This is a genomic window from Chitinophaga sp. 05T412 (assembly GCF_056396465.1).
In genome coordinates, this window is the sequence record NZ_JBFTLN010000003.1 from 445,324 (window position 1) to 471,056 (window position 25,733).

General features: G+C 46.4%; 19 protein-coding genes. 6 read left to right on the forward strand and 13 right to left on the reverse strand.

The genetic code is table 11. The annotated features are described in order from the left end of the window. Position 1: 1 nt before the first annotated feature. On the reverse strand, positions 2 to 1,195 hold the full coding sequence (locus AC1DFM_RS09105) for a quaternary amine ABC transporter ATP-binding protein (protein WP_477076399.1): 1,194 nt from the start codon (positions 1,193 to 1,195) through the stop codon (positions 2 to 4). A gap of 591 nt (positions 1,196 to 1,786) precedes the next feature. Between AC1DFM_RS09105 and AC1DFM_RS09110 the strand changes: the two genes are divergently transcribed. Next, positions 1,787 to 3,058: a DUF937 domain-containing protein gene (locus tag AC1DFM_RS09110; protein ID WP_477076400.1), complete on the forward strand. Its 1,272-nt coding sequence runs from the start codon at positions 1,787 to 1,789 to the stop codon at positions 3,056 to 3,058. Between the two features lie 103 nt (positions 3,059 to 3,161). Here AC1DFM_RS09110 and AC1DFM_RS09115 read toward each other — a convergent pair whose 3' ends face one another. Both AC1DFM_RS09115 and AC1DFM_RS09120 read right to left on the reverse strand, forming a co-directional pair. Next, on the reverse strand, positions 3,162 to 5,075 hold the full coding sequence (locus AC1DFM_RS09115) for a DUF3857 domain-containing transglutaminase family protein (protein ID WP_477076401.1): 1,914 nt from the start codon (positions 5,073 to 5,075) through the stop codon (positions 3,162 to 3,164). A 3-nt stretch (positions 5,076 to 5,078) separates the two neighbouring features. Next, a complete protein-coding gene (locus tag AC1DFM_RS09120; protein ID WP_477076402.1) occupies positions 5,079 to 7,013 on the reverse strand; it encodes a transglutaminase family protein in 1,935 nt (644 codons plus the stop codon). Positions 7,014 to 7,160: 147 nt separating this feature from the next. Here AC1DFM_RS09120 and queG point away from each other — a divergent pair, with 147 nt between their 5' ends. Beyond that, positions 7,161 to 8,075, forward strand: a complete 915-nt coding sequence (queG, locus tag AC1DFM_RS09125; protein ID WP_477076403.1) for a tRNA epoxyqueuosine(34) reductase QueG — start codon at positions 7,161 to 7,163, stop codon at positions 8,073 to 8,075. An 81-nt stretch (positions 8,076 to 8,156) separates the two neighbouring features. On the opposite strand, the gene AC1DFM_RS09130 is transcribed toward queG, so the two are convergent. Continuing rightward, positions 8,157 to 8,957, reverse strand: coding sequence for a DUF4350 domain-containing protein (locus AC1DFM_RS09130; protein ID WP_477076404.1), 801 nt, complete (start codon positions 8,955 to 8,957; stop codon positions 8,157 to 8,159). A 635-nt stretch (positions 8,958 to 9,592) separates the two neighbouring features. On the opposite strand from AC1DFM_RS09130, the gene AC1DFM_RS09135 reads away from it, so the two are divergent. After that, entirely contained in the window at positions 9,593 to 10,138 is a 546-nt protein-coding gene (locus AC1DFM_RS09135) for an RBBP9/YdeN family alpha/beta hydrolase (protein WP_477076405.1), read from the forward strand. A 272-nt stretch (positions 10,139 to 10,410) separates the two neighbouring features. Then, complete coding sequence (locus tag AC1DFM_RS09140; RefSeq protein WP_477076406.1) at positions 10,411 to 12,240, forward strand: alkaline phosphatase; 1,830 nt, start codon at positions 10,411 to 10,413, stop codon at positions 12,238 to 12,240. Positions 12,241 to 12,289: 49 nt separating this feature from the next. Here AC1DFM_RS09140 and AC1DFM_RS09145 read toward each other — a convergent pair whose 3' ends face one another. The 9 genes from AC1DFM_RS09145 to AC1DFM_RS09185 form a co-directional block, all read right to left on the reverse strand. Further along, positions 12,290 to 12,994: an NUDIX hydrolase gene (locus AC1DFM_RS09145; protein ID WP_477076407.1), complete on the reverse strand. Its 705-nt coding sequence runs from the start codon at positions 12,992 to 12,994 to the stop codon at positions 12,290 to 12,292. 82 nt (positions 12,995 to 13,076) lie between these two features. Next, positions 13,077 to 13,739, reverse strand: coding sequence for an HAD family hydrolase (locus AC1DFM_RS09150; protein ID WP_477076408.1), 663 nt, complete (start codon positions 13,737 to 13,739; stop codon positions 13,077 to 13,079). Positions 13,740 to 13,828: 89 nt separating this feature from the next. Next, complete coding sequence (locus tag AC1DFM_RS09155) at positions 13,829 to 14,335, reverse strand: SRPBCC family protein (protein ID WP_477076409.1); 507 nt, start codon at positions 14,333 to 14,335, stop codon at positions 13,829 to 13,831. A 27-nt stretch (positions 14,336 to 14,362) separates the two neighbouring features. Further along, on the reverse strand, positions 14,363 to 15,535 hold the full coding sequence (locus AC1DFM_RS09160; protein WP_477076410.1) for a peroxiredoxin family protein: 1,173 nt from the start codon (positions 15,533 to 15,535) through the stop codon (positions 14,363 to 14,365). A gap of 27 nt (positions 15,536 to 15,562) precedes the next feature. Further along, complete coding sequence (locus tag AC1DFM_RS09165; protein ID WP_477076411.1) at positions 15,563 to 16,771, reverse strand: redoxin domain-containing protein; 1,209 nt, start codon at positions 16,769 to 16,771, stop codon at positions 15,563 to 15,565. Positions 16,772 to 16,795: 24 nt separating this feature from the next. Further along, complete coding sequence (locus AC1DFM_RS09170) at positions 16,796 to 18,181, reverse strand: RagB/SusD family nutrient uptake outer membrane protein (RefSeq protein WP_477076412.1); 1,386 nt, start codon at positions 18,179 to 18,181, stop codon at positions 16,796 to 16,798. Positions 18,182 to 18,201: 20 nt separating this feature from the next. Next, positions 18,202 to 21,705 (reverse strand): SusC/RagA family TonB-linked outer membrane protein, encoded by a 3,504-nt coding sequence (locus AC1DFM_RS09175; RefSeq protein WP_477076413.1) that lies wholly within the window; start codon positions 21,703 to 21,705, stop codon positions 18,202 to 18,204. Positions 21,706 to 22,055: 350 nt separating this feature from the next. Further along, positions 22,056 to 23,012, reverse strand: coding sequence for a FecR family protein (locus AC1DFM_RS09180; RefSeq protein ID WP_477076414.1), 957 nt, complete (start codon positions 23,010 to 23,012; stop codon positions 22,056 to 22,058). 70 nt (positions 23,013 to 23,082) lie between these two features. Continuing rightward, positions 23,083 to 23,628: an RNA polymerase sigma factor gene (locus AC1DFM_RS09185; RefSeq protein ID WP_477076415.1), complete on the reverse strand. Its 546-nt coding sequence runs from the start codon at positions 23,626 to 23,628 to the stop codon at positions 23,083 to 23,085. Between the two features lie 133 nt (positions 23,629 to 23,761). Between AC1DFM_RS09185 and AC1DFM_RS09190 the strand changes: the two genes are divergently transcribed. Continuing rightward, on the forward strand, positions 23,762 to 24,757 hold the full coding sequence (locus AC1DFM_RS09190) for a YncE family protein (RefSeq protein ID WP_477076416.1): 996 nt from the start codon (positions 23,762 to 23,764) through the stop codon (positions 24,755 to 24,757). Positions 24,758 to 24,916: 159 nt separating this feature from the next. Then, positions 24,917 to 25,717, forward strand: a complete 801-nt coding sequence (locus AC1DFM_RS09195) for an alpha/beta fold hydrolase (protein WP_477076417.1) — start codon at positions 24,917 to 24,919, stop codon at positions 25,715 to 25,717. Positions 25,718 to 25,733: the final 16 nt, after the last annotated feature.

Genomic DNA, 25,733 nt, shown 5'->3' on the forward strand with positions numbered 1-25,733 from the left:
GTTATGCCGGCTGATTACCGGTGGTTTCAATAATGAGGGATGTTTGTGAAATCAATCCCAGCAGTTTATTGTTTTTTGKATCTACTACTGCCACTGGTTTATCGGTTTCTGCGATAAAGGGTAGCATTTGTTCTACCGTGGTATCCGGATGTGCCACCGGTACATCGCGGTGGATGACCGCTTCGATGGTTTTGTCGCCCCGCTTTTTTACTTCCAGTATTTCCCGGAGATATACAAAGCCGAGGAAGTGTTTATCCACGGTTACAGCCGGGAGGATATCGAGACCCGTGGCGCGCATTTTACGCAGGCTTCCTTCTGGTCCGTCTTTCCTGAATACAGCCATGGTGGGTTTGGTATCCATCATGGAAGAGGCGGTGATAATCGTTTTGCGGTCTACTTTTTCCACGAAGGAGGATACATAATCGTTGGCAGGCGCCGTGAGGATTTCCTCCGGGGTGCCTATCTGTATCACTTCTCCATCTTTCATGATAGCAATGCGATCACCGAGGCGGATCGCTTCATCGAGATCATGCGTGATAAATATGATGGTTTTATGCATCTTCTCCTGGAGGTCGAGCAGTTCATCCTGCATCTGGGTGCGGATGAGCGGATCGAGTGCAGAGAAGGCTTCATCCATGAGTAATACTTCCGGATCATTGGCCAGTGCGCGGGCCAGGCCTACGCGTTGCTGCATACCACCGGATAGTTCTGCCGGGAGCATTTGCTCATAACCTTTGAGTCCTACCAGTTCTACTACTGCACGGGCTTTGTCCGTTCTTTCTTCCAGGGGCATTCCCTGCAGTTCCAGGCCAAATGCGATATTCTCCAGCACCGTGCGATGTGGCAGCAATCCGAATTTCTGGAACACCATAGATATTTCCTTTCTGCGTGTTTGTTGCAGAGCTGCTTCGTTCAGCAGGGTGATATTGGTACCGTTAAGTAAAATATCTCCGGCTGTTGGTTCTATTAAACGGTTCAAACAGCGCAGCAGGCTGGACTTTCCGCTGCCGGAAAGGCCCATGATGACAAAGAACTCTCCTTTTTCAATTTGAAAAGAAGCCTCCTTTACGGCCACAGTGCAGCCGGTAGCATCCAGTATTGCTGCTTTGCTTTTACCTTCCTTCAGCATTTGCAGCGCGGCGTTGCGCTCGCGGCCAAAGATGAGGGTCAGGTTATTGATTTGAAGTTTCGGCATTGTTGATTAGTTTTTAGCGGTGCCGGGAGCCTGATGCAGGTGGTTTCCTATCCGGGGTAATGATGTGGTGGCCAGATCAGCGAAGCACATAGTAAAACCAATACGATGATCGTTGAATCATAGTTATCAATTTTAAAATATGTTTAAGCTGATCTTTTTCCAGGCGACATAGGTATCCTATGTGCATGCAACTGCCTAAAACAGCTAGCCGGAGATGGAAACCGGGCGCGATGTGGCCCGACAAATGATCAATCCAATAAATATTGACTGTTATAGCGTATTGCGTGGTGCTCGGAAGGCACATTCAACAGTCGAAAAATGCGTAAAGCGAAGCAAAGGTACGAAAAAATGACTGCCCTTCCAAGGAAAACACCCAAGAAGGTATCCATCTCCCTAAAAATCAATACTTTATTTACAATTTATTATATATCAAAAATGCTATTTTATGGCAATTGTGGTAGGATTCAAACAACAACGTGGACTCTGTTGTTATACCATTCCTATTACATGCAATTGTCTGTTTCCGCTAACAGCCGGATGATCGAGATTCAAAACTGATCAATACATTCATCATCATTAAACCCTACAATTATGTCTTTCGACTTACTGGAAAGCGCTAAAAGTATTTTCAACAACAACGTGGTTAGTCAGGCTTCCTCACAACTTGGGGAAAGTGAGGGGGGAATTCAGAAGGCCCTTGGCGGCATAGTACCGGTTATTCTAGGCGGGCTGCTTAACAAAGCGGGATCATCGGGAAGTGCCGGAGGGTTGCTGGACATGGTAAAAGGGGTAGCCGGAGATGCTAATCCATCGGCCATTACCGGTGCGCTTCAGGGCGGTGCAGGTGGACTGATGAGCAAAGGAGCTGATTTACTGCGTAGCCTGTTTGGCGACAAAGTAGGTTCCATTGCAGGCATGTTATCCTCTTTTGCCGGCATCAAAGAATCTTCTGCCAATACGTTACTGCAAACGGCGGCTCCAGCCACACTGGGTACGGTAGGTCAATATGCAGCACAAAATAATCTTAGTCCTAACTCTTTCCTTTCTTTACTGGATTCTCAAAAAGATAAGATACTGGGGGCTATTCCTGGTGGATTAAATATTGCCGGCATCCTGGGGCTGGCGAATCTGGGCGACCTGGGCAAAAAACTGGGTATCGGCACTGATACGGCCACGACTACGGCCGGCGCCGTGAACATCAAGCCTGGTGGCGGTAGTAGTAATCGTTGGGTATGGTCGCTGTTGCTGATATTAATTGCTATCATATTGTTGTGGTACCTGATGCGCGGTTGTGGCAGCAATAAGCCTGGCGGCACACCGGTATCAGATAGTATCACTACCAGCCAGCTGGCGGATTCGGCATCTATGGGGGCTACCACGCCACCTACTACTGAAACCAGGGAAAGTATTAAAGTAACCCTTCCTGATGGCGTAGTACTCGATGCTTATAAAGGTGGTATTGAGGATCAACTGGTCACCTTCCTGAAAGATGGTAGCAAAGCTGCCGGTAAAGATGTATGGTTTGACTTTGATAACCTGAACTTTAAAACAGGCAGTGCAGAACTGACAGCAGAAAGTATGAAACAAGTCGGCAACATTGCGGCTATCATGAAAGCGTTCCCGAAAGCTAAAATAAAAATAGGTGGCTATACTGACCGTACCGGTGATAGTACCGCTAACCTACGCCTGTCTAAAGAACGCGCTGAGTCTGTGGTTACATCGTTGAAGAAAGAGAAAACCAGTGCTGACCAATTACTCGGCGCAGAAGGCTATGGCTCTCAATTTGCGAAAGCCGCAGCTACCGCACCAGATGACGAAAGGAAAAAAGACAGACATATTTCAGTGAGTGTGCGGGAGAAATAATTTTTTTGAGCAGAAAGCATAAGGCATAAAGCTATTGTAGCGATTGACCATTGCGGATATCATACGCTTTGATCAATCGCTACAATAGCTTTATGTTTTATGCTTATTCTTTTACCAATACCACTCTACTCCGGTCTGCTTTGTAAATGGTACCAAAAAACTTCACTAACTCCGGAAAATCAGTAGCTGGGAATACGCCCGCCTGTTGTTCTATTTTCCGTATATACGTGATCGTATTTCCTTTTACTATCGTGGAAGCACTGTAGCTGCCGAACTTTCCGGACACCTTTACCGGCTCCGGCATAGCTTCCGGCCGATAACCTGCGGGCAAAGTGATGTTTACGGTATCAATGTCACGGTAAGCGAAGTTAAACCTGATTTCCGATTTGCGGCCTTCTTCTGCATCCAGCTTCATACCGCCACGGTTAAGGATATCCGGCAGCAGAAACATACGTTTAACCGTTACCGTTGCATAGTTATGTCCTTTGATTTGTAATTTTTGTTCAATAGATGGAATGACGCCAGGTATTTCTTTACAATGATAGCCGGTGATATCATAACTGGCAAGATCGAGTCCTTTCCGCAACCGTTCCAGCTGCTTTTCCTCACTCAACTGATGAATCATTGCGTGCTGAAAGTCCTGCTGTAGTCCGCTACGAGTGGTGACGGCGCTGATATCAATATTACCACTGGAATCTACTACGGCATTAATAGTACGCAGTTGCTGGTTACAATTGATATTGTAAAAAGGCGTACGAATCAGTTTACTTTCCTTTTCATCTACCAGCAATACGGGCCTGTTATCTGTAAAGTCGCCAAGGTAGCCGGCAGACAATGTATTGTTGGTGCATTCCAGCCAGGTGGTGTCTTTGCTGTCTGCCACGCAGAGAATAACGTGGTTAAACTGCGAAGAAGGGAAGTCTTCCAGCAGTGTATGCGAATGCTCTCCGGATTGTACCAGTACGCAATTCGATTTGATGCCTGCTTCTTTCAACAATGCCATCATATAATTGGACAAAGCTTTACAATCACCATAACCGTTTGATGCAACAGACATCGCGTCGAAAGCCTGCCAACCACCTATACCCAGTTGAATACTGATGTAACGGGTGTTTTGCTGCATATATTTATATAGAACATTTATTTTTTCACTGCGGGAAGAAAGACCTTTTGTCAGTTCCTGTACTTTGGCTTTGATATTATCCGGCAAAACATCTCTGCCTTCATTCAGTTTATAAGCAAAGTTGCCGAAGTCTTTCCAGGAGCTCATATTCCCTTTATAATGCTCTATTTCAAAATCGGTAGCTCCGAGAAAAACCCCCGGCGTACGACGGTAAAATTCATCGGGACTCACTTCCGATTTTAATGCCGCCAGTTGCTTTACTTCCCAGGTATATGTTTTGGTACTTTTATCTGTTGTAATGACTGGCTCACCATTATAGAGGTGACTGCGATAACGCAGTGCATAATCCTGTGGTGTTGTAACCGTGAATTTACTTTGCTCTACTGTGCAGTCGATGCTCCGCTGTGGTTGCCAATGCGGTAGCCCGAAAGTATGATTCTGACGTATTTCCAGCGTGTACTCTACCGTATATGGGTATACGGTAGCGTAAAACTGATGAATTTTCATACGGGCATCTGTTATCAGGCTTCCATCAGGTACCGCGCTAACATCTTTGATTTCGCTTTGCTTTAACCGTTTCACCAATTCTCCACTGGCATCATATAAAGCCCCCGAGATGGAGCGTATTTCGTCTAGTTTACTGTACTCTACGACTAAATTTACATGATTAGCTCCTTCTTCATCCAACACGGTGGTGATGTAATGATAGGTAATACGGGTATCTGACGGATCATTGATTTTAACGGTGGTTTCATCCAGTCGTTTTACGATATGTGCATGTTCTTTCAGGGCAGCCGGGATTGTTTTTGCCGGATATACCGGATCTCCTGCCTGTGCAGATTGTGCGGCAAGGGACAACCAACATCCTGCGCATATTACTAACAGTTTGCGCATATATTATTTTTTCTTCTTTAAGACAATTTGCTCGGCCTGTTTTTTTACAATCAGGTCATAAAATTCGCGCAGCGTAGCATAATCATCCGGCCCGAAATTGGCTTTGTTCAGTTGAATACGGCAACGCAGCTGAATATGGCTTTCCGTTTGCTGAATCAGGTATTGGAACTGGCCCTCGTTTTCATTGAAGTTGGCGATGGTAGGTTTCGGTAATTCATCTACCACATACCCATCTGGTACCTCCATGTTAAAGGAATATACTTCATCGGAAACGGCGGCCATTTCTACCGGGAACTTACGTTCCATGGATGTAAAGGGATTATTTTTATATGCCTCTCCCAGCATAGGGTTGATATACAGGATGTCTTCGTTGCCCAGTTGCATATCAAATTCGTACTTCACCATTACCGGATCTTCCAGGTTCTTTATGTCGTCTATTTCTTTATTTTTCAGTTCTATTTCACCGGTATAGGCTTTCCTGATTTGTTTGAAGAACTCCTCCTGCCCTTTATCTTTCACGCTATTGCGTACGGAGTACGATTCAAAGTAGGTAGGTCTTTGCATGAAGGACCCTTCGATTGTCCCATCTTTAATTTTCCCCAACATCACGCTGGTGAATTTTTGTTCCTTCAGGGAATCAGCCCACAGACTAATGGGGGTAGCAAATTCATTTACCGTTCTGGCGGCGCCGTTATAGCAGTAGGATGGCAGCTTACAGAAGCCTATCAGTGGATTGGAAGCATCGAGTGTGATGTATTCGTCACCCAGATTTACGCCAGCAATCACGTAGTTAAAGCGGGTGTACAGTGGATAAAACTGATATACGTAACCGTTATCGCGGGTACTAAGAATGACTGGTGAGGCAAAGAGTCCGGCCTTTTTCAGCATGGCCACCAACAAAATATTGATGTCTGCCACGGTGCCGCTTTTTGCGTTAAAAACGGTTTTCAGGGATTTCCGCATCCATAATGCGTGGTGTGTTGTACAGGTAAAATTATCACGTACCCAGGTAAATATTTTCTGTGCTTTTTCCCGGTCGGTTTTGGCGTCTTTCACCAGTTCATCTACCGTACTTCCGAGGAAGCCATTATTGTTATCCAGTGCACCGGCCATTTCCGGGTCTTTCAACATATCCTTCATCAGTTCTTCCCAGGTGCTCTGTACCGGTTTACGTGGCTGGTCCGGCCAATTATAGGCCGACAGCTGGAATTCCACGCGGTTTACGTAGTTATCTACGGTGGTAATAAAGCTTTCGGTATGAATAGCCGGCACATCTTTCAATGCCCATTTATAGTTGGTGATATTAGGTGTAACCGTCACTGTTTGAGACGGACCTGCAGCGCCATGCGATTCATTACGGAAGGTGAATGTAGAGCGGCTGTAGTCCTTTGTTTTCACTACATACTTTTCATACCCCTGTGGGATGAGCATATAGTCGAAGTACTCAGGAATGGATACACTGTATTCACTCCATAGCCGGGGATATTCACCCTGGAAATCCCAGGAGCGCAGGTGGCGGTAGTAAGGTGAAGTAATGGTGTAGGTGTACTCGATAATGGTACCTTCTTTTACAGCGGGCAGGGTAAATTTCTTTACCATCACGGATTTGTCCTGTTTATCACTAAACACACTTTTGCTGTCCATTTTTGTTTCCACTACTTCTCCATTTTCGAGGTTGTAGGCGGCGGCTTTAATGTTCTGCAATTTTTCTTCCTGTGTTTCAGATTTATACAGGGGAACTTCAACGGTGGCTACATCGTAGCCGTTTTTGTCGATCACTTTAATACGGCGGTGGACTTTGTAGACCAGCCGCAGGTCGTTACCATCGCTTTCAAATTTAGACGAGCCGATTTCAGCCAGCACGATGGCATGGGCGCCGGTGTCTTTGTTAAATTTTTCGATGGTGAATTCCTGCTTCTCAACTTTTCCAAATTTCATTTTGGAGGGATCCTGGGCGTTGGCACACAGGGACAACAAACTGCCCGAGAGGCAGACGAGCGAAACAATGTTATAGCGCATACAGTATAAGGGCATATCGGATTATATGCGGGACTAAGGTATAAAAATTCACGTAATTTCGCGGGGATGACGCATACTTTATTCATAAAAGAGCTGGCCCGGGAACTGGGATTTGATCATTGTGGCATTGCGCAGGCGGTGCAGCTGGATGAGGATGCGCGCAGACTGGAGGCCTGGTTGAGCAAGGGCATGCATGGCAACATGCAGTATATGGAGAATCATTTCGACAAGCGTATAGATCCCCGGAAACTGGTAGATGGCGCCCAGTCTGTAATTACCTTGTTGTTTAATTACTTCCCTTCTGAGCGGCAGCGCAGCGATGCCCCGCGTATTTCCAAATATGCCTATGGACATGATTATCACGAGGTGATCCGGGCGAAGTTAAAAACCATGTTGCTGCGGATGCAGGAGCATATAGGACCTGTTCAGGGCCGGGGTTTTGTGGATTCCGCGCCGGTGCTGGAGCGTGCCTGGGCCAGGCGCAGCGGATTGGGCTGGATTGGTAAAAACGGAAACCTCATTCACAAACAGGCTGGTTCCTTTTTCTTTATTGCAACGCTGATTACGGATCTGGCCCTGGAGTATGATGGCCCGGTGGGCGACTACTGCGGGTCCTGTACCCGTTGCCTGGATGCTTGTCCTACCGAAGCGCTGGTAGCGCCGGGCGTAGTAGACGGCAGCAAATGTATTTCCTACTTTACCATAGAGCTAAAAGATCAGCTGATACCCGATAAGATGAAGGGGCAATTTGAGGACTGGATGTTTGGCTGTGATACCTGCCAGGATGTGTGTCCCTGGAACCGGTTTTCCAAAGCGCACCAGGAGGCGGAGTTTACGCCGATACCAGCTATTCTTAACTTCTCTACCCGCGACTGGGAAGAGCTGACAGAGGAAGCTTTTAAAACTATTTTCCGTCATTCTCCCCTTAAACGCAGCAAGTTTGGCGGTATTCGCCGCAATCTGGATTTTTTAAGCTCTTAGCCATTAGCTTTTAGCTTTTAGCAAAATGCAGCGGAGAACATAAAATGTTAATCTCCGCTGCATTTTGCTAAAAGCTAAAAGCTAGCGGCTAGCTGCTGCAATCAGCCATTGGGTTAGGTCTGTTGCCGCTTCCAGATTTTGGTAAGATGCCGGTAATCTCTTTCCATCTACATATTCGTTATAAAACCAGGGGTCTCCTACCGCGAATACCGTTCCTTTGCCCACTTTGGCCACGGCCATGATCACATAGTCGCCGTCTTTGAAAACGGCTTTGGCAGGCGATTTTACCTGTATGGTCGATAATTCCTTGATGTAAACTTTTTCCCCACGGGTAAAAATCTCGTGTCCTACGGGGAGGTTAAAAGTACCCTGTTCCCAGTTTTTCCCTTTCACACGGTTACGGCTATCCCCATTGAAGTGGATACCGAATTTTTCACTCAGTTGATTGAAGTGGTCGAACTCCGCGTTAGCGGAATCGTTTTCCATCAGCACCAGTACTCCACCGGCTTTTACCCAATTGGCGATAGCTGCGGCGTCTTTCGGATTCATGTAGTTGGGATGGGGAGCTTCTTTGTCGGTGTCCGGGTCAATGATCATATAGATATCTGTTTTGGCCAGATTAGCCGCTGTAGGCGCCTGCAGCAGGCTATCCCTTTTTACGCCCAGGGAATCAAAGATGCCGCCCCATATGGAAAGGCCCCCCATGTCTGTTTCGCTCCAGATGTAGTGCCAGCGCACAGGAGTACCATCTTTACCGGGTTTAAACTCGTTATTGTAGTAGTAATCGAGGGTAACGGTCAGTCCTTTACCCGGCTGCTGTTGGGCGATGGCAGTAATCGCCAGGCTACATAACAGCAGCGTACTTATCAGGATACGTTTCATGGATGTTCAGATTGGCAAAAAAAGTACTCATTTATCTTTTAAAATTATAACAAGCTACTATTTAAAATTATCTTGTATCTCCAGAACCGCCGTCCAGGGCTTATTTCCATTTTTTTTAAAATATTATTTGCTAATTCCTTGACAATCGTTTTAGCTTCATTTACTTTTGTATAACAGGAGGATGTATACCCCAACAAAAATGTAAATATCACTCGTTATATACCGGCTATGCCGGACAAGCTGATTAACTTTTTATGGACCTGAGTGCCATAACGTGGAATTTTAGCAATAAAGGTCGAATTCTTTCGACCTTTCTTTTTTTTATAACTCTTTTGCACTACATTGCCGCGTCTTAATAATTGTCATACAGACACTTTTTAAACCGTAATACATTCACCATTTTTCCGGCACTTTCTGGGGGGAGAACAACACGGTTTCTATAATAGCTTCTTTACATTGGCTGCCCGGAGGCAGTCATTAAAATACTCAGTATTAATCAATGCTGTTTTGGTTGTTACCTGTTGCCGGGGCTTTTCAGCTCCGGCTATTTTATAAATAGCCCATCTTCTCCCACCTGTCATACGTAATTCATAATTCGTCATTCTTTTACTATCTTTCAATACTCAAATAAAGTCATGGAAATTAAAGTACTGACTGCACCAGGGTTGGGTAGCTCTGGGCCTCTACACTGGCAAACCCTGTGGGAACAGTCTATACCCGGTACAAAGCGGATAGCGCAAACGGATTGGGATGCGCCGGTTTGCGAACGCTGGATAGCCCAGATAGAAAAATCGGTGAAAGCTGCGGGGCCTCAGGTGGTGATTGCCGCTCACAGCCTGGCTTGCATTGCGCTGGCACATTGGGCTGCACAAAGCAAGACTAAAATCACTGCAGCTTTGCTGGTAGCGCCGGCAGATGCAGAAAGACCGGGATTTCCGGAGGCTGCTGTAGGGTTTTCGCCTATTCCGCTGGTGAAGCTGCCCTTTAAAAGCATTATTGTAGCCAGTACGAATGATCCCTATTGCTCGCTGGAGCGGGCGGCTTTCTTCGCCGAAAAATGGGGCAGCCGTTTTGTAAATGCCGGCGCCAAAGGACATATCAACAGTGAATCCGGTTTGGGCGAGTGGGAAGAAGGACAAAACCTGCTCAAAGAACTGGTTCAAAACTGGCCTACCCTCTGATGATTTGTTGTCCCCCTGTTTAACCTGTAGTTTCCACGATTTACATCTCCCTCTTTCTCCACTTATCCAATACTTTTCTTTTGCCGGCAAAAAATGATATCTTAGTTGCAGAATGCTCAACTAAATCGATTTTTCAACGGCAACAATTAACATAATGATAAACAACTACCGGAAGGCTGCCAGATAAGATTGTTGCTACCTTTGCCTCCTTTAAACGGGGAATGCTTTATTTATAAAGTAACCATTGCATTTTACAACAGATGAATTATACAATGAAGAATTTTGTTTCAGTTTTGTCGGGCGTATTGCTGGCGGCCAGTGCAAATGCACAAATCAGACAATACACGATGGCAGCGGCGCATTCGCACAACGACTATGAACGCGCAACGCCCTTTTACGCTGCAGCTTCTTTGCAGTTTGGGTCTATTGAGGCAGATATACACCTGAAAGAAGGTGTTATATACGTAGCACATGATCCCAGTGCCATCACCCCCTTCCGTACCTTTAAAGAAATGTACCTGCAACCGGTACTGCGTCAGTTTGCCTTGTATAACGGCAAACCCTATGCAGATAACTCCCCCATGCAGTTGCTGATAGATATTAAAACCGAAGGTAGTCCTACCCTGCAGGCATTACAAACCTTGCTGCTGCCTTACCGTCAATACTTCGATCGCAGCACCAACCCATCTGCCGTGAAGCTGGTGATTTCGGGTAACCTGCCTCCGATGGCGGAATGGGAAAAATTTGATCCTATTTTTTTCTTTGACGGCAGACCAGACAGCGTATATCCTGCTGCGTTAAAATCCCGCATCGCTATGCTGAGTGTGGATTTTGGCCAATACAGTAAATGGAATGGTAAAGGTACCCTTGTACCAGCGGAAATGAAAAAAGTGACCCAGGTGATTGACCAGGTACACCAACAGGGTTATCCCTTCCGTTTCTGGGGCGCTCCTTCCACCCGATCTACCTATTATAAACTGATGGATATGGGGGTAGACTGGATTGGTACTGATCATCCGGAAGAATTATATGATGTGATGCATAAAACCACACAGACCACTGCGGGCGATATGCCGGTACATCCCGTATATACACCGAGTTATGTATCTGATGCCACACAAGTACGCTCTAAAAATGTGATCCTCTTTATTGGCGATGGCACCGGGCTGGCTGAAATGTTTGCGGGTTACACCGCCAACAAAGGCGCGCTCAATATTTTCCAGATGAAACAGGTTGGCCTGTCTAAAACCCAGTCGACCGATAACTACCATACCGACTCCGCTGCAGGCGGCTCTGCACTGGGCACCGGCAGCAAAACTCACAACCGGGCTATTGGCATGGACAACACGTACGTTTCCATCCCGGTACTTCCGGAAGTACTGGCGCCTAAAGGCATCCAGAGCGGCGTGATTGTAACAGAAGAAATTACCGGCGCTACTCCCGGCTCTTTCTATGGTCATACGCCAGACCGGGACAGCACCTATACATTGAACAGGCAATTACTCAGCAGCAAACTGCAACTGGCCGTAGGCGGTGGCAGAGAAGAACTGGAGAGAGATGGTGGCACAGCGCTGTCTGATGCAGGCATTCAAATGTATGATAACCTGGATAGCTGGGACCCTGCCATGAAAAAACGGACACTGGTGATCCTGAGCGATAAAGTAGTAACGTCTATGCGTAATGGTCGCGGTGCCTACCTGAAAACAGCGTTGAAAAAGGCTTTACAGCAGCTGAATGCCTCCGGGAAAGGATTTTTCCTGATGGTAGAAGGCTCCCGTATTGACCATGGTGGCCACTTCAACGACCTGGACTACCTGGTGCGTGAAATGCTTGATTTTGATGACGCTATTGGAGAGGCGCTGCGCTTTGCAGATAAAGACAAACAAACCACGGTGATTGTGACGGCGGACCATGAAACCAGCGGCCTGGCCCTGATGGATGGCGATATTGCAAAAGGCACCTTACGTGGTCACTTTGCCACTAATGATCACACGGGTATTCCGGTGATGGTATTTGCTTACGGTCCTAATTCTAATTTGTTCCGTGGGGTGTATGAGAATAATGAAATACACGCGAAGATGCTGAAATGCTTCCGGTTCTAAATACTTTAAGGGGGGCGCGAAATGCGTCCCTCTTCCTTTCCCTCCTCTCCTAGCGCAAGTTGCCCGGATCTGTTACAAAGTTCAGGAAGGCATTAAACTTAGCATTGTATTTACGCTTATCCAGTTTGAAGTAGAAGGCGCCCCGTTTGGAGCTGAGGCGATCTTTATCTTTCTGCTTGATCAGCAGCCCTGTTGACAGTACTTTACGGCTGAAATTGCGTTTATCGAATGTTACATCGTATACTGCTTCGTAGAGCAATTGCAATTGGGGTATCGTAAATTTCAGTGGGAGCAGTTCAAACAAAATGGGGTGTATAGCGGCTTTATAGCGAATTTTTTCCTGGGCCATCTTCACCATATCGGTATGATCAAAGATCAGGTCCGGCAGTTTATCGAGTGAAATCCATTCTGCGTGGTATTCATCACTGATCTGCAGCTTCAGCTGGTTGATATCAATCAGGGTAAAGTAGGTAATGGAAACGGTGCGTTCTACCGGATCACGGGAGGGTTCCCCGAAAGCGAAGAGCTGTTCCATGTATACGCCTTCGAGGCCAGTTAGCTTATGAAGCACCCGCTCAGCGGCTGTTTCAAAGCTTTCATCTGCCTGCACAAATCCGCCCATCAGGCTCCATTTATTCTTCTGTGGCTCGAATCCCCGCTTGATCAGCAACAGCTTCAATTCTTCCCCATCAAAACCGAAAATGATACAATCAACTGCTACCAGCATTCTTGATTGCCCCGAATAACGTGTCATACCGCGAAACATTTAGATAGGCCGGCAATTTATAGCACACGGCTGACATTAGGAAATTATATTGCGATATATTTCTAACGGATCAGAACAGCTGTTGTAACACCGGATCGGTGTAATCAGCCACAAATGCGATGATATTGTTGTAAGCGTCGAATTCTTCCCGTGTATGCATGGTGGTGAGCACTACCGCTTGCATGCCTGCGTTCTGTGCGGCTTCCACTCCTTTGGGAGCATCTTCAAACACTATGCAGTTGGCAGGTGCGGCCCCCAATAAGGTGGCGCATTTCAGGAATACTTCCGGATCAGGTTTGCTGGTAGCCACATCGCCGGCACTGACGATTGCTTTCAGATAACGGCGTATATGCAGGTTATCCAATACGTAGTTGATGTTAAAGGTATTGGCAGCAGAGCCAATAGCCATTGGGATGTTGGCCGCAGCGGCTTTATCCAGAAACACCGGCAGACCGGCAATCAGTTCCAGATGGGGACGGAACGCTTCCTGGTATAGTACTTCCTTCTCATGTGCAATCTCCTCCATTTGCTGTGGGGTAAAATGATTTTCCCCAAATATGCGCATCAGTAACTCTTCATTCTTGCCATACATATGGCTTCTTACAATTTCCCGTGGCAGGTTGGCGCCCAGTTTGTTCAGCATGTTATACCATCCTTCAAGGTGGTATTCCATATCATCAATCATGGTACCGTTGAGGTCGAATATAAATGCTTTTTGCTGCTGGTGGTTCATTAGGCCTTTTTTTGTAAGGCGCAAAGATACGCGGATTTTGTCTTTATTACCGATTAACTGTAATAAAGACAAATATCCGCGTCCTTCCACTATTCCAGCATTTTCTTCAATCCGGTTTCGTAGTTGCCTATTTCAGCAGCCAATGTATCTACCAATGGTTTGCGGCTGTTCTTATCTCCTTCCAGTATAATGCTCCAGCGCACTACGGAGCTGTCGTCTTTATCCGGCAGGGATTCCACCAGTGCAGTAACGGTGGCATGGGTAATGCCGTTAGGTAAAGGAGATTCGATATTGAATACAAAGAATTTGTAGGATTCATGTACCTGTTCGATCACATCACGGCGTTTACGATTATCCGTGAACGTGAGATCCCGGTAACGGGTTTCACCTTCTGTAACGATTTGTACATCTTTGATGGTGCCATTTGAGTAATCCTTTACCTGTGGCAGGTTACGGATCACACGCCATATTTTTACGGGCGGGGCTTTAATCACCGTTTCATGTGTATAATCAGGGATAATTTTCTTAGCGGCCTGCATTTGCGCCATCACGGCGGTACTACAGCAGATTAACAACAGTGTCCATAACTTCTTCATAACTTAGTATTATTACAGGTGATCTATTTATTTACCAAAAATTTCGGCCAGCTTTTGACTCAGCTCTTCGCCACGCAAGTCTTTAGCAACAATCTTTCCATCTTTATCGATTAAGAAATTGCTGGGAACTGCGTTAATATTATATGCTTTAGCTACCACATTTTTCCATCCTTTCAGATCGCTGACATGTGCCCATTCCAATCCGTCATCTTTGATAGCTTTCAACCATGCGTCCTTTTTATCATCCAGTGATACGGCCAGGATTTCTAATCCTTTGCTATGGTACTTTTCGTAGTTATCCAACACGTTGGGATTCTCTGCCCGGCAGGGACCGCACCAGCTGGCCCAGAAATCAAGCAGTACATATTTGCCGCGGTAGTCAGACAGTTTCACGGCTTTACCAGCGGTATTATTCTGTGTAAAGTCMATTGCAGCAACGCCTATAGCTGTTTTCTTTTCTATAGCTTCCGCTCTTTCCATGTCGGTCTTTTTCTGTTTTGCTTCAACCAACCAGGGGTATTCTTTCGATAAGCGGTTGATCTCTGCGAGGATCAACGCTTTGTCTCTGCGGGGATGCAGGAAGTCCAGCGCATACATCAGTACCGGTGTGTGTGGGTTCATTCTTACCAGCAGCTTAATGCGTTCCCCCATATCATCACCTAACCAGTTAAACTGGTCCGTCAATGCGCGTTCCAGCGCTGTATCCTTTGCCAGTATGGCTTTATATTGCAGCTGTCCTACCTCGATCATGTTCTGGTAATTGCGGTAGTTAATGAAATTCACCTCGTTAATGAGGTCATTTTCCTTGCTGCCTTCAATGAATACGTAAGGTGGGTTTTTGATTTTCATGGCGGCGGTATCTTCTCCGCGGAAATCAATTTTCAGGTTATCCTTGCCAGCCCATATGGTGAGGCGATCTTCTTCAAATTCGTTGAGGATATAGAATTGCGGGCGGGTGGCGTCAATTTTCACACTGTAGGTACCATCTGCCTTCAGGTGAATGGTGTCTATGGTTACGCGGTCATCGCCCACTTGTTTCTGTACCCGGAATGGGAATTTCTGTTGTTGTTCTGCCGAAGGCGGAAATTTTATTTTACCGCTTACAGTAATATACTTCTTTGCCTGCTGTGCAGAAGCTGAAGTGGTGATTCCTGCTGCCAGCAACAGTATACTGGTTAACTTGTGTTGGTACTTTTTCATCTGTATGTAGCTGTTTAAATTCGTTGATTACTGAATTGGCTGCATGGGAATAGCCTCCGTTACTTTTGCTTCTTTGGCTGGCTTTTCAGCGGGTTTCACACTACCACCAAAAAGGGCCGCCAGTTTCTTTTCAATTTCGCCGCTGCCATCGGGATTGAAACCCACCTCTTTCATCAGGATAACCCCCTCCGGACTGATCAGATAAGTAGTGGGAACACCCGTAATAGCGAAGCCTTTGCCGGCGATGTTGCTATTATCCAATGCCTGTTTCCAGGGGTTATTTTCAGCGGCTACTGCTTTCAACCAGTCGTTTTTACTTTTATCGATAGAGATGCTGTAGATATCGAAGGGTTGATTTTTATATTGCTGGTACACTTCCCGCATGTGTGGAAACGACTGCCGGCAGGGGCTRCACCAGCTGGCCCAGAAGTCGATCAGTACATATCTTCCTTTAAACTGGCTAAAAGGTGATGGTTGATCTTTTTCATTGGGAAGTGTAAAGTCTTTCACTTTTTTCCCTACTGCGGAATTTTTAATTCCTTCGGAAAACTCTTTAAACTCCTTTGCTTCTTTTGTTTGTTGCATTTTGGGAGATAAGGTAGCGTATAGTCGTTCCTGTTGCTCCGGCGTCATGTTCTCCCGGGCATCCGACAGGCTGAATACGGAAGCAAATGAGTTGGGATGTTGTTTTACAAGTTTTTCCAATAAAGGGTTGGTATACTTTTGCTGCAAGGCTTTTTGTTTTGCAGCAAACGCCCCGTAGCGGGGATCATCTTCCTGCATCCAGGGTTGTCCGTATTCCTTCTTCATCTCTTCGCTGATTTTTTCCCAGGCGGCCGATTTTTCCTTATCGTATGCCTGCAACAGTTCCACTGCCTCGGAACCCTTTATTGTAGAGGCGTCCAGGCCGCCTTTAGCCATGTCTGTGGTCACGGTATAGGTAACCGGTTGGTCCATCAGGATGCCGAAGGGCCGATACATTTGCTGCTCTGCCAGGATATATTCCGGGAGTAACATCAGGAACACGGGCTCTTTAAAAGGAATTTTAAATGTATAGTGTCCATTTTCTATCATCGCAGAGTCGTTATACGTACGCGAGTAGATATACATTTTGTTATGTCCTTTCAGGTCTCCGGCGATGGTGCCCTGTAATGTAATTTGTTGCTGGGCTTGGGCGTAGCCGGCCACGCTGATAAGTGTGGCGGCGATAACGCCGGTGAGTTTGCGTTTTGTCATTTATTTATGTTTGCTGTATGATGATTAATAGCCATCATTTTGTTTAATGAGGCCTTTGGTAATATCAATTTCGTGTTGCGGTATGGGCCACGCATAGCGATTGGCAGGCAATTGCGGATTAGGTGCCATATTAGTGCGAATGGCATCGTAGCGGGCAAATCCTTCAAAAGCCAGTTCCCATTTACGTTCCTGCAATATTCTGGTAATCAGCGCTGCCGGCGTGGCAAAGTCGGCAGCGGTATATACTTTCGGTGGCCCCTTTTTCGTATAGGCGCGGGCGTATATCTGATTAAGGAAATCAATAGAAGTGGTGTTTACTCCTTTGGTTTGCGTAAGTGCTTCTGCCAGTGTGAGCATAACTTCCGGCAGGCGAATCATAGGTACATTGTCCCGGATATTCTGATCGGTAAATTTGCGCATTATTGGGTCATGATACAACATCAGGCTATCGCGGCGCTCGTCACCGGCTGCATAAGTATTCAGGAAATCAGGCAATGGGTTATTGAATCCGTATACATAGTAGATGCCGTTGTTATCATTATACTTGGATGTTTTATTGAAACTTTCGGGGAGAGYGAATAATATTTCACTACTCAACGGATAGCTACCCTGGCTGGTTTTATAATTATCCGGCCACAGGTCCCAGAAAGTGGGCTGCAGGTGATATATATTTCCGGTCAGGGCTGCCTGTGCGTATACCACTGCTTTATCATAAGCATGGCTATACAAACAAACCCTTGCTGCCAGGGCATTGGCGGCGCCCCTGGTAGCCCTGCTACCCTGACTGAGTGCATCGCCACGGGTTACCGGCAGGTCTGGGATTGCAGCATCCAGGTCTTTCAATATTTGCGTGTACACCTCTTCGTTGGTAGCACGTGGTACATTTTGTGAACCGTCATAGCCATCAAAGGGATCCAGTCGCAGTGGTACGCCCATATTACCGGGCTTCCCTTGCAAGGCACCATCCCCGTAGAGGCGCAACAATGCCATGTAACAGTAAGCGCGTATAAACCTGGCCTCTCCGATGAAGATGGCTTGTTTATTTTTATCGAACTGCGCATATTTAGGCAGTTGCGATATGATCACATTACACTGATTGATGGTGGCATAAGGGTTTGACCACATGGGCGTATATCGGTCGTCGCGTGGGTCCATGGTGCCTTTGACCACATTTTGATCAAAAGTACTGGCAATACCGGCAGTTACATCTCCTAACTGATAATTATCGCCTGACACAGCGTCCATCAGGCTTAGATAAGTACTTCCGAGATAGCCTTCAGCTGTTTGCTCATTCTTCAGCAATTCCGATTCCACCATAGTGCCTTCCGGCTTCAGATCCAGTTGTTTGCTGCAGGCGCTTATCAGCAGCAGCAACGTAAACAGGCTTATATGGTACGTATATTTTTTCATATCCAGCTCAGTTTATAATGTTAGAAAGAAGCCTTTATACCAAGCCTCCATGTGCGTGGAGAAGGCATTGTGAGTTCGTCAAATCCCATATTTAAGGCGGAAGAGCCATATGCGCTCACCTCCGGATCCAGCCCGGAATATTTCGTGAGAATAAAGAGGTTATTTACTTCTGCATATACTTTCAATGCGGTAAATATCCGGGCGGTCTTCAGTTGTTGACGGTTAAAATTGTATCCGAGTACCAGGCTACGCAGCTTTAGAAATGATGCGTCTTCCAGGAAGCGGGAATTTTTCCGGTCCAGCGTATAGTCGTACGAGGTGCCAAAGCCCACCAGTGAATAATTAGATGTATTGATCAACGCCGGGATATCTGTTTTTTGTCCGGGAGTTTTCCAGTAATTCACTAAGTCACCCGACAGATTATATAAGTTATTGGCTACTGGGGAACTGCCCAAATAGCTATACATAGCAGCTTTTGCACCATTATACATTTTATTACCGGCAGAGAAAGAAAAGAAGCAGTTCAGTTCCCATCCTTTCCAGCTAAAACTATTTCCAAGTCCACCGAAAACTACGGGCATCGCATCTCCCATATACTTGCGGTTTACATAAGGAGCATTCGGATATTGTTTCTGTATGGGCACCTCGGATATCTTTCCGCTGCCATCCGACCATTGTGGCTGTCCGTTGCTGCTATTTACGCCTGCCCATTCGTATAAGTAGAACGCGGTAGCAGAATGACCGACGCGCCAGAAGCGGCCACCGGTGACTTCATTTTCTGCGGCCAACTGTTCTTCATCGATCTGATGTAAGCGGGTAACGGTATTACGGTTACCTGAGATATTGAAAGTAGTATTCCAGCTAAAATCTTTTGTCTTGATATTCTGGCTATTGATGCTAAACTCAATCCCTTTATTGGTAAGATCTGCACGATTCTGTTGCTGCAAATCGAAACCCATAAAGAAAGGCAGGGCAGACTGTAAAATGGCATTAGATGTTTGACGACGATAATAGTCGATCGCACCACTTACCTTTCCCTGCMAGAGGCTATAGTCCGCACCGACGTTCCAGGTGGTAGTACGTTCCCATTGCAGATTGGGGTTAGCGGGTTGTTTATTATCGATCGTAGGTAGGTTACCGTAAGTAGCGCCATATACATTGATCACGTATTGTCCCTGGTTACCATAGTAGCCGTTACCACCGTCGTTACCCGTAAACCCTACGCTGGCACGTAATTTAAGTTGTTCAATTGTTTTAGATCCTTTGAGAAAATTTTCCTCGCTGGGCGCCCATCCCAATGCAAAGGAAGGGAAGCCTACATACCGATGATTCGCAGAAAAACGGGAAGATCCATCGAGGCGGTAGGTAATGCCTGCCAGGTATTTATGTTTGTATTCATAGTTCAGCCGGCTCATGAAAGAGACCTGTGCCCATTGCTGCTGCAGGGAGTTCTGTACTCTTTTATCGGTAGCAGTAAGAATGCTGAGCATATCATCGTTCATAAATCCTTTTCCGCTTACGCTATTGACATTTTCTACCGACTTCTCAAAACTTTGTCCCAGCATAGCGCTCACGGCATGACCATCTCCCAGCACTTTATTAATATCCAGCCGGTTATTAATGACCCATTTACGGAGTTGTTGTTGTGTTTCGGTAGCGGAGCCACCTATGGTTTGAGGGCGGTCAATGATGCGGTTATAAGCGCGGGAACTGATCCAATCGATTCCTACGTCGGAATGTGCGGTTAACCAGGGGAGTAATTTGAGATCTGCAAAAACATTCCCCAGCACCAGGTTATCGGTGTTATAGTTTTTACCTGTTCTCGCCTCTCCTACCGGGTTTGATACATCTTCGGGACCAGTGGGATTATTCCCATACAACCAGTTGTATTTACTGCCGGTACTATCAAACACACTGATATTAGGCGCCTTCTGAATAGCACTGCGATAGATACTTTGTGCACTTAAAGCGTTATTCACCGTTTGGTTCAATGTCATGCTGACACCCACTTTCAGTGATTTACTCATCTGATTATCAAAGTTTACACGGCCCTGGTAGCGGGTTAGATCATTATTGATAATATATGATTGGTCTTTCGTGTAGCCAAGGCTAACATAATAATTGGTTTTGTCTGTTCCCCCACTCATAGACACGACAGCATTATTACCATAGGCATTACGGACTACCTCATTGAGCCAGTTAGTATTGACGTTAGTAGGGAATTTATAATTCAACGGTGTGTACCAGTTGCCGGAGGTAGCTTTGCCGATAGAATCCTTTTGCCGGAATAGTTCTGTATAAAAATCACCATATTGCTTGCCGTTCATGATAGACGGTAATTGCCGCGGTTTGCTGAGAGAAGAACTCACCTGTACGTCTACACGCATTTTTCCTTTTGCTCCTTTTTTGGTGGTGATGAGGATCACGCCAGCAGAGCCACGGGAGCCGTAGATAGCAGTGGAATAAGCATCTTTCAATACTTCTATAGATTCAATATCATCCGGGTTGAGGGTGGCGAGTGGATTTTTTTCGAAGGTGGTAGGCTGTCGGTATTCATTAACCACCTGGTTGCCACCATAAGAAAATCCAGGTGAACTTTCTTTATTATAATCCACGGTGTTGAGGGTAGGATCAATCCCATAAATGGGTACCCCATCTACAACAATCAGCGGGGAATTACCACTGCTGTTAAGTGTACTGATACCTCGTATCGTAATATTAGAAGCGGCTCCCGGCACACCGCTGGAGGGCGCGATGAATACGCCGGGCAGTTTTCCTAGCATGGCCTGATCGATGGTGAGTGGCGATTGTCCGGGTTCCTCGCTGGCCTTGTAGGTAGCTACGGCACCCAGCAGACTGCGTCTTTCCTGTACGCCGTAGCCGATGGCTACCGCCTCGGTTAAACGGAGTGCTTCTATATATAATGCCACGTCCCGGCTGGTGACGGCGCCGGACAATACTTTCACGCCCGGCAGGGTGACTGCGCTATAACCAATGGAAGTGAAGTTCACGGTATAAGTACCGGCAGGCAKGCTGATTTCGAAGGCGCCTTCTGCATTCGTAACCGCGTAGTACTTTGTGCCCACTACTTTCACCGTAACACCCGGTACAGGCGGGCCTTGCAGGGCTTCTTTCACCACTCCCTTTATTTTTCCCGGACCCGTTTGCGGCATTGTCAACATGGTGGCGGGTGTGGATGCGGAGGCCTGTTTGGTAATCAGTAGTACCCCATTTTTTTCTACATACTTCAATGGCGTATTGGCCAGCAAGGCATCTAAGACTCTACCCAGTGGCTCATTTACAAATTTCAATTTCTTTACCTGGTAACGTAGCAATTCCTGGTTATCATATCCAAAGGAAAGATGATAACCGGATTCCAATTTTTTCACACATGATGCAAGGGATTCGTTCTCGAATTTCTCTGTGACCCTTACTTGCTGTAATAGTTGGCTATATCCTTTACTGGCATACAGGAGGGTCAAACCTCCCAGTATAAAAACAGTGACCATTACGCTCCATCTCATAAGACCTGGTATAAAAGTTAGCGTAAGCGATTTTTGCATATATTTGGTTGATTTTAGTGTTAACTAAATGCATATAACAGTCATCAAGCGTGTCTGCAAATCACTGCCTGACTGTTGTATAACTTTCTAAAAACCGTAGCTGCGCCAACAGCCGCGGTTTTTTCTTTCCCTAAGGGACATAGCTATCGCATGGGATGATATCGTTTGACATCCCGATTTATTTTGGTTGCATCCTCCTTGTATGCGGATTTTTTTAGCTGTTAGCCTTTAGCTATTGGCTTTTAGGAAATGCAGCGAAGAACAATATTTGATTATATCCGCTGCATTAGCTAAAAGCTAATTGCCAAGAGCTAGAAGCTTTTACGGTGTATTGTAATCTCTTTTTCCTTTATATCATATTGTAAAGGGTGAATAGTGCTGATCAGATCCAGGACTTCAGTAATCGTTAATTGTTTACTGCATCGTAAAGTATATTCATCTTGCTTCATCTCTGCCGGATTAAACCGGATATGTACGCCATACTGATTTTCCAAAATGAGGGCCAGTTCAGCGAAACCGGCCTGTGACAAGCTAATCATGCCGTTGGCCCATTCATTTATTTGTTGGTTGTTGACTTTTGATTTCATGTACTGCTGGGCCGACCGGCTAAAGGTGAGCTGGTCATTGGCGCTGAGTACATCCAGCCCCTTTTGTGCGTGCAGTACCTTTACCATACCGGTTTTCACGGTCACCTGTGTTTCATCGAGGGTACCGTATGCTTTCACATCGAAAGAGGTACCGAGTACCTGAACATTGAGTTCGCCGGTATGTACTTCAAACGGATGTTTTGCATCTGGTTGTATGTCAAAGAATCCTTCTCMATCCAGCTTCACGGTACGTACGGCGCCAAACTCCTGCGGGTATTCCATTCTGGCGCCGGCATTGAGCCATACCCGGGAACTATCGGGCAATACCAGTTCCTGTTGTTGTCCGGTAGCTACCTGCACAATGATCATACGATGACGTGGTTGCCAGTTATTGACGAACCACCAGCCACCGGTGAGTGCTATTCCTGCTACCACTGCTGCCGCTATCCACCAACGTTGCCGCATCTTCACCACGGGTGCTTCTGCCGGCTCCAGCTGTGCATGGATCTGCAGAAGCAGATCAGCTTGCAGCTGCTGCCGATGGGCTTCATCCCGGAATGTATGCATAGGTTGTTCGGGCTGGTGATCATACCAGTCCTGCAGCCATTGCAGTTCTTGTGGAGTACAGGTTCCGGTTTCAAGCCGCTGGAGGATCTTTGCTATTTTATCTTGAGCATCCACGCTGTTAACCATTTGTAGTATTAAAGACACCTGTGTAAAACGGTAGTACCAGGTGAGGAGAAAAAAAATTTTATTTGTAGCGCTGTAGCTTGTCTTTCAGTCTTTTCAGTGCGGAAGTAAGCTGATTTTTTACAGTTTGTCCGGAGATACCCAACTTCGTGGCGGTTTCCTGTACGGAGAGGCCATCCCGGCGGCTAAGGAGATAAACTTCCTTCATTTTGTCGGGCATATCGGCGATGGTATCCGTGATAATGCGCTGAATTTCGGTTAAAAAAAGGTGGTCATCTGCCGAAGGCAAAACAGGTACAGGAAAATCAGCAAATATATCCAGGTGCTTTTCGTAATGCTGGCGATGGCGGAGATGATTGAGCACACGATATTTGAGCGCAACAAAAAGGTATGCATCCAGCTGTTGGCGGATGACAATTTCCTTCCTCTTATGCCAAAGGGCTACAAACACTTCCTGTAAACAATCCTTTGCGTCTGCTTCATTTTGCAATCTGGMATAAGCCGCGATGTATAATTTCTCCCAGTAACGGTGATACAATTCATCGAAGGCAGTTTTATCATCCAGTAACTGCATACGTTCCAGCAGCGCGGTATCCGGCAAGTGCATCAATCACCAAAACGTTTAAACGTAAATATATGTAAAAGCGTTGCAAAAAAGCAAGGGGTATTTAGTGTTAGCAAAAACACTACAGGTTGTCTCCAGAATCAACTACGAGTTTTGCTGGATAACTATTCATGCCATGAAACAAGTCATCACCGCTCTATTTTTGTTTTCTGCCAGCGCCAGTATGGCGCAATCCGGCACCTATCATGTGACCCAAACTTTTTCCGTACCGGGAGATGGTAAATGGGACTACATTGCCCTGAACCCTGTAACCGGGAATTTATATGCCGCGCATGGTACCGTGGTCAACATCCTGGATAAAAAAACCGGCCAGGCGGCAGGCACCATCGATGGCACCACCGGCGTACACGGGGTGGCGTTTGCGGAAAAGTTCAAAAAGGGATATACCACCAATGGTAAACTGAATACCGCTACTGTATTCGACATACAAACCAATAAAGTACTGGGAGAAGTAAAAACAGGTGAAAAACCCGATGCCATCCTGTTTGATCCTTTCTCTCAAAAAATCATTGTTTGTAACGGCAAAAGTGCCAGTCTTACGGTGATAGATCCCGCCAACGACAAAGTAGTCGCCACTGTAGCATTGGGCGGCAGTCCCGAAACAGCGGTTACGGATGGAAAAGGCAACCTCTATGTAAACCTGGAAGATAAAAGTGAAGTAGTGAAAGTAGATGCCCGCACCTTTACCGCCGGCCCACACTGGTCGCTGGGCAAAGGAGAAGCGCCTACCGGTTTGGCGATAGACGTAGCCACGCACCGGTTGTTTTCCGGTTGCGATAATAAGCTGCTGGTAGTACTGAACGCCGACAATGGCAAAGTAGTCACCTCCCTCCCTATTGGTGATGGCTGCGATGGTGTTGCATTCGATGCCGGCACCCATACCATCTTTGCGTCCAATGGCGAAGGCAACTTATCTGTAATAGAAGCAGTAAGCGCGGATAAATATGTCTCCCAAAAACCGGTTCCTACCCGTAAAGGCGCCAGAACACTGGTGGTAGACCCTCAAACTCATCATGTATACTTACCCGTATCTGACTTCCTGCCGGCCAAAGGCACTGCCAAAGCGGAGATAGCACCTGGTACCTTTAAGGTACTGGAAGTGAGTAAGTAGTTGGTTCATTGGAATTACTTATATTTGAAGATGTGACTTTCTGAACTGTGTAAAACCTGCAAGGGCGGACTAAACCTCCTGAATACTCCGGTTTAGTCCGCCCACTCAAAATTACCCTGTTTAGCGGCTATAATGCATCATTTCAAATATTCGTTGTTTATGGACATTATTAAGAGAAATAACATCCACGTTGTTGGTAACCAGGATGCTCCTCAAACCCTTATGTTTGCCCATGGTTTTGGATTAGATCAACATACTTTTTCAAAGATTATCCCGGCATTCGAACACGATTACAAGATCATATTATTTGACAATGTTGGCGGCGGCAAAGCCGAGCTGAAAGCGTACAGCCCTAAACGTTATGAAACGATCAGTGGCTATGCCACCGATGTGGCAGACATTATTCAGGCATTGGAAGCCAAAAACGTCACGTTTATAGGACACTCTGTGAGCGGGATGGTTGGCGTGCTGGCCAGCCTGCTTTATCCAGGTATGATAGAACGCCTTATCCTGTTAGGATCAAGCCCCCGTTATCTCAATGATGCTAAAGATGGTTATATTGGCGGGTTCGACAACGCCGCGCTGATCAGCTTATTTGAAGCCATGGAAGGCAACTACCACGCGTGGGCCAGCGGTTTTGCCAAATTGGTGACGCGTCATGAAGACAAGCCCGAACTGGCAGAAGCTTTCGCTGCCGCGCTTTCTGAAATACGCCCGGATATTGCCATACAAGTGGCCAGAGCCATCTTTTACCTGGATCACCGGGAAGCCCTTCCGAAAATAACGGTTCCCACCCTCATCATACAAACGGCCAATGACCCTGCCGTACCAGGTGTTGTAAGTGAATACATGGAAGCAAACATCCCGAACGCGAAGCGAACGCCGGTGAAAACTCATGGGCATTTCCCCCAACATACCGCACCGGAGGAAGTTATTGCCGCCATGCAATCTTTTCTGTAATTTCTTTCATTCTTCA

What these genes read in the sequence shown, in the direction of transcription:
- AC1DFM_RS09110 (WP_477076400.1), top strand. Translation starts at nt 1,787, where the DNA reads ATGTCTTTCGACTTACTGGAAAGCGCTAAAAGTATTTTCAACAACAAC.
- AC1DFM_RS09115 (WP_477076401.1), bottom strand. Translation starts at nt 5,075, where the DNA reads ATGCGCAAACTGTTAGTAATATGCGCAGGATGTTGGTTGTCCCTTGCC.
- AC1DFM_RS09120 (WP_477076402.1), bottom strand. Translation starts at nt 7,013, where the DNA reads ATGAAATTTGGAAAAGTTGAGAAGCAGGAATTCACCATCGAAAAATTT.
- queG (WP_477076403.1), top strand. Translation starts at nt 7,161, where the DNA reads ATGACGCATACTTTATTCATAAAAGAGCTGGCCCGGGAACTGGGATTT.
- AC1DFM_RS09130 (WP_477076404.1), bottom strand. Translation starts at nt 8,957, where the DNA reads ATGAAACGTATCCTGATAAGTACGCTGCTGTTATGTAGCCTGGCGATT.
- AC1DFM_RS09135 (WP_477076405.1), top strand. Translation starts at nt 9,593, where the DNA reads ATGGAAATTAAAGTACTGACTGCACCAGGGTTGGGTAGCTCTGGGCCT.
- AC1DFM_RS09140 (WP_477076406.1), top strand. Translation starts at nt 10,411, where the DNA reads ATGAAGAATTTTGTTTCAGTTTTGTCGGGCGTATTGCTGGCGGCCAGT.
- AC1DFM_RS09145 (WP_477076407.1), bottom strand. Translation starts at nt 12,994, where the DNA reads ATGACACGTTATTCGGGGCAATCAAGAATGCTGGTAGCAGTTGATTGT.
- AC1DFM_RS09150 (WP_477076408.1), bottom strand. Translation starts at nt 13,739, where the DNA reads ATGAACCACCAGCAGCAAAAAGCATTTATATTCGACCTCAACGGTACC.
- AC1DFM_RS09155 (WP_477076409.1), bottom strand. Translation starts at nt 14,335, where the DNA reads ATGAAGAAGTTATGGACACTGTTGTTAATCTGCTGTAGTACCGCCGTG.
- AC1DFM_RS09190 (WP_477076416.1), top strand. Translation starts at nt 23,762, where the DNA reads ATGAAACAAGTCATCACCGCTCTATTTTTGTTTTCTGCCAGCGCCAGT.
- AC1DFM_RS09195 (WP_477076417.1), top strand. Translation starts at nt 24,917, where the DNA reads ATGGACATTATTAAGAGAAATAACATCCACGTTGTTGGTAACCAGGAT.